The 3,701-nt window shown below is 37.9% G+C and carries 4 protein-coding genes; 3 read left to right on the forward strand and 1 reads right to left on the reverse strand.

The genetic code is table 11. The annotated features are described in order from the left end of the window. Positions 1-332: 332 nt before the first annotated feature. Positions 333-1,649, reverse strand: a complete 1,317-nt coding sequence (gene ahcY, locus RM549_RS19130) for an adenosylhomocysteinase (protein WP_311687683.1) — start codon at positions 1,647-1,649, stop codon at positions 333-335. 63 nt (positions 1,650-1,712) lie between these two features. On the opposite strand from ahcY, the gene RM549_RS19135 reads away from it, so the two are divergent. From RM549_RS19135 to RM549_RS19145, 3 genes are all read left to right on the forward strand, one after another. Then, positions 1,713-2,366 (forward strand): 4'-phosphopantetheinyl transferase family protein, encoded by a 654-nt coding sequence (locus RM549_RS19135; RefSeq protein WP_311687686.1) that lies wholly within the window; start codon positions 1,713-1,715, stop codon positions 2,364-2,366. Then, the gene (locus tag RM549_RS19140) at positions 2,366-3,076 is read left to right on the forward strand and encodes a phosphoglycerol geranylgeranyltransferase (RefSeq protein ID WP_311687688.1); all 711 of its coding nucleotides are present in this window, start codon (positions 2,366-2,368) and stop codon (positions 3,074-3,076) included. Before RM549_RS19135 ends, RM549_RS19140 begins: the two co-directional genes overlap by 1 nt. 222 nt (positions 3,077-3,298) lie before the next feature. After that, positions 3,299-3,640, forward strand: a complete 342-nt coding sequence (locus tag RM549_RS19145) for a hypothetical protein (RefSeq protein WP_311687690.1) — start codon at positions 3,299-3,301, stop codon at positions 3,638-3,640. Positions 3,641-3,701 lie beyond the last annotated feature (61 nt).

Genomic DNA, 3,701 nt, shown 5'->3' on the forward strand with positions numbered 1-3,701 from the left:
GTATTTTTATTGAAATGTTGATATAGAAGCTAATTTATTAGAATAACTATTGTTTATAATAAAATTAAAACATAGACTTTACATCTGCCTTTCGCTTTTGCGCTCCTAAATTAGATAAAAGCTCCTCCTATTATGCTTGTACTCTTGTTTTAAAATGTTTAAGCATCTCAGGGATATCCTTCTTTGGTTAATAATTTATCGGAATAAAAAACATAGGCTGATAATTGACATTTGGAGCTGCCATTTATTCTAGCAATAAAAAAATCCCGTTCAGAATTATTCCGAACAGGATTTATATTTTCGTCTACAGTCTACAGTCTACAGTCTACAGTCTAATATCTGTAGTATTCCGGTTTAAATGGTCCTTCTACTTCCACGCCAATATAATCGGCTTGTTCTTTAGAAAGTTCCGTCAGTTCAACTCCAATTTTTTCTAAGTGAAGTGCAGCTACTTTTTCATCTAAATGCTTCGGAAGCATATAAACTTCATTTTTATAATTATCAGAATTCTTCCAAAGTTCAATTTGAGCCAAAGTTTGGTTGGTGAACGAGTTACTCATTACAAAACTTGGATGTCCTGTGGCACAACCTAAATTCACCAGTCTTCCTTCAGCAAGAAGAATAATGTCTTTTCCGTTGATGGTGTATTTATCCACCTGAGGCTTGATTTCATCCTTAGTATCACCATAATTCTCATTTAGCCACGCAACAGCAATCTCATTGTCAAAATGTCCAATATTACAAACGATGGTTTTATCCTTCATCGCTTCAAAATGTTCACCTCGCACAATATCTTTATTACCTGTAGTAGTGATCACAATATCTGCTTTTGGAAGTACAGTCTCAAGTTTTTTAACTTCAAAACCGTCCATAGCAGCCTGTAAAGCGCAAATAGGGTCAATCTCCGTAACCGTTACAATAGATCCGGCTCCTTTAAAAGATTGTGCGGTTCCTTTCCCAACATCTCCATATCCACAAACAACTACACGTTTTCCTGCAAGCATCACATCTGTAGCACGACGAATCGCATCTACAGCACTCTCACGGCAACCGTATTTGTTATCAAATTTAGATTTGGTAACAGAATCGTTTACGTTAATGGCCGGCATAGGAAGTGTTCCTTTCTTCATTCGCTCGTACAAACGGTGAACGCCTGTAGTGGTCTCTTCTGAAAGTCCACGGATTCCTTCAGCTAATTCAGGATATTTGTCGAACACCATATTGGTAAGATCCCCACCATCATCAAGGATCATATTTAAAGGTTTACGATCTTCGCCAAAGAAAAGCGTCTGTTCGATACACCAGTTAAATTCTTCCTCGGTCATTCCTTTCCAGGCATAAACAGGAATACCAGCTTCAGCAATCGCAGCGGCAGCCTGATCTTGTGTAGAAAAAATGTTACAGGAACTCCAGGTAACTTCAGCTCCCAATGAAACGAGAGTTTCGATAAGAACAGCAGTCTGGATAGTCATATGCAAACAACCGGCAATCCTTGCACCTTTTAATGGCTGTTCATTTTTAAATTCTTCCCTAAGTGACATAAGGCCTGGCATTTCTGCTTCAGCCAGTTCAATTTCTTTCCTTCCCCATGCTGCCAGGGAAATATCTTTTACTTTATAAGCCGTATAAGGCACCGTTTTAGTGGACATATTATTATATTTGATTATAGTAACTAATAAGTTGCAAAAGTAAGTAATATATAAGAAAATTTCATGTCACTTTACAAAACAATAACAGTTGATGAGCGTACTAAAGTCCTCATTTGGAAGATTGAAGAATCTCTGGAATGGCTTAGTAAAGACGTAGAACTTACCCCGCATTGCAGGGAGAGGGTTGAAGGCATGAAATCTGAAATTCATCGGCGCGGCTTTATGAGCATCAGGCATTTATTGGCTGAAGCCGGGTATACAGATAAGGATTTGTATTACGATGACCTGGGAAAACCACATCTTAAAGATGGAAAATATATTTCAATTACCCATTCATTCAATTTTACCGGAATTATTGTTAGCGATAAAGAAGTAGGGATCGATATTGAAAAGCAGCGCGATAAAATCCTGAAAATTGCCAATAAATTCACTCCGTTAAAAGAATATCATACGTTGGCCAACGAAGACGCCCTTGTGCGAAAGCTCACAATTGTTTGGGGAGCAAAGGAATCTATTTATAAACTGCAGGCAGAACCGGGATTGAGCTTTTTGCACCATATAGATATAACCGATTTTGACTTTGAAGCTAATGCCACCACCGGAAAGAGCTTTTACAAAGGCTATACTTCCCATTTTGATCTTGAATTCCTGGAATTTGAAGGTTTTACCTGTGTTTATGCCTCTCGTTCTACTGAAAACATGAAGTTTAAGCATTAATGACATCTATTTATTCTGAAATTTTAGCATCAGCTTCCCTTGGTGAAAAACTGCTATGTGTTTTAGTAGATCCTGAAAAATTTGAAAATGACAAAGCTGAAGCTTTCCTAAAGCGGATGCCTCAAAATGCCAATTATCTACTTGTAGGTGGTAGCACCGCCACATCGCAGCAAACCGAAGAAACAGTAAAAGCTTTAAAACAACATTCAGCGTTGCCGGTAATATTATTTCCCGGGAGCCACGAACAGATCACCGAAGAAGCAGACGGGATTCTGTTTTTGAGTCTGCTGTCTGGCAGAAATCCCGAATATTTAATTGGACAACAAATCAAATCTGTTTCCTGGTTACGTGATTCCGCACTGGAGATTCTTCCGACAGCTTATATTCTTATTGACGGCGGCAAAGAATCTGCCGTACAGCGGGTAAGTAAAACCGAACCCATAGCTCAAAGCGAAATAAAATTAATTTCTGAAACAGCACTGGCAGGTGAGTTTTCAGGAAAAAAGCTGGTGTATCTGGAAGCCGGAAGTGGAGCAAAAAATGTTGTTGGCAGCAGAATCATTTCCGAAGTAAAAAAGAATGTATCAATTCCTGTGATAGTAGGAGGGGGAATCCGCAGCACAGTCCAACTTCAGAAAGTGTATGATGCAGGAGCCGATATTGTGGTTATTGGAACTGCTTTTGAAGATGATAATTTTGAACAGCTATAAATTTTTTAGGACTCAACAAAAAATTGGTACAATTCCCTCCATCCCATCTGTAGAGATTTTCAACATAAAACTGGGGAAAAAACAATTTTATCGATTTTCTAATTTTTCATAATAAAATGTGAATTCCTTAATTCCAGTGGGTTATGATTGGGTTGTGTTAAATTTGGAACAGTTCTTTCTTTTATTCAATACATATAAAAAGACTAATTTAAATTTAAGATTATGAAAAAATTTGTATTGACAGTAGTAATTGGAGGAGCTATGTTTTTTTCAGTAGAATCAGCAACAGCTCAGGTGACTAGTGAGGATCAGGTAGAGGTGGTTGCTACTGAGAAGCAGGCTCATGAGGAAAAAGATTGGAAACAGGTTCAGGAACAGGAATTGCCAGCCGAAGTTAGTCAGGCTATTGAAACCGATTATGCCGAAGCTACCGTTTCTGAAGCTTTTGTAATGGAGAAAGACGGAGAAAAAAAATATAAGCTTGTTCTTCTTACAGAAGAAGGTGAAAAGGAAGTATATACAGATGCACAAGGTAACTGGATAGATAAAGAGAAAAAGAAATAATCCTGTCGCGAAGACAATTCTAGGGGGAGTACGAAAATTGCCAAATTTCGACCTTCACTTT

Source organism: Autumnicola patrickiae (assembly GCF_031846525.1).
Taxonomy (GTDB): domain Bacteria; phylum Bacteroidota; class Bacteroidia; order Flavobacteriales; family Flavobacteriaceae; genus Autumnicola; species Autumnicola patrickiae.